1 protein-coding gene is annotated in these 973 nt (G+C 57.5%); it reads right to left on the reverse strand.

Translation table 11 applies throughout. The features are described 5' to 3' along the window. Window positions 1-784: 784 nt before the first annotated feature. Window positions 785-973: hypothetical protein (locus J0909_RS18270; protein ID WP_207265122.1), on the reverse strand; the 189-nt coding region annotated here is incomplete at its 5' end.

Genomic DNA, 973 nt, shown 5'->3' on the forward strand with positions numbered 1-973 from the left:
CGGGCTCTAGGGTTCGCTTCCGATTGTTGTTCTGCGTAAGGAGATCGGGCGGGTGCAGTTAACCCTGTTTTGAAGAGGTGGGGCGCGGGAACTTGTCCGCGCCTCCGGGGCCAGGAGAAATTAGGTTTGTTGACGGAAGGTTGGGCCGCGCTTTCGCGTCGGGGCTTCGGGTTGTCCTCCTTACGTTGTTGTTTCGCCTTTACGGCGACTTCCTTTTTTGCTGGCGCAGAAAAAAGGAAGCAAAAACTGCGCTGCGGTGCTGCCGCGCGGAAGCGGACCCAAGAGCCCGTAGGCGGCTTTCGCTGGTTTGATAGATGTCTGCTGCGCAGACGCGATCAAAGCTGCGCTTCAGCTCGCCGGACACGGGCTCTAGGGTTCGCTTCCGATTATTGTTCTGCGTAAGGGGGTTGGGCGGGTGCAGTTAACCCTGTTTTGAAGAGGTGGGGCGCGGGAACTTGTCCGCGCCTCCGGGGCCAGGAGAAATTAGGTTTGTTGACGGAAGGTTGGGCCGCGCTTTCGCGTCGGGGCTTCGGGTTGTCCTCCTTACGTTGTTGTTTCGCCTTTACGGCGACTTCCTTTTTTGCTGGCGCAGAAAAAAGGAAGCAAAAACTGCGCTGCGGTGCTGCCGCGCGGAAGCGGACCCAAGAGCCCGTAGGCGGCTTTCGCTGGTTTGATAGATGTCTGCTGCGCAGACGCGATCAAAGCTGCGCTTCAGCTCGCCGGACACGGGCTCTAGGGTTCGCTTCCGATTATTGTTCTGCGTAAGGGGGTTGGGCGGGTGCAGTTAACCCTGTTTTGAAGAGGTGGGGCGCGGGAACTTGTCCGCGTTTCCGAAACTAGGAAAAATCGGTTTATTGACGGAAGGTTGAGCCGCGCATCCGCGTCGGGGCTTCGGGTTGTCCTCCCTACTTTGTTGTTTCGCCTTTACGGCAACTTCCTTTTTTGCTGGCGCAGAAAAAAGGAAGCAAAAACT

Origin of the sequence: Desulfovibrio sp. Huiquan2017, from assembly GCF_017351175.1 — a bacterium.
Taxonomy (GTDB): Bacteria; Desulfobacterota; Desulfovibrionia; order Desulfovibrionales; family Desulfovibrionaceae; genus Pseudodesulfovibrio.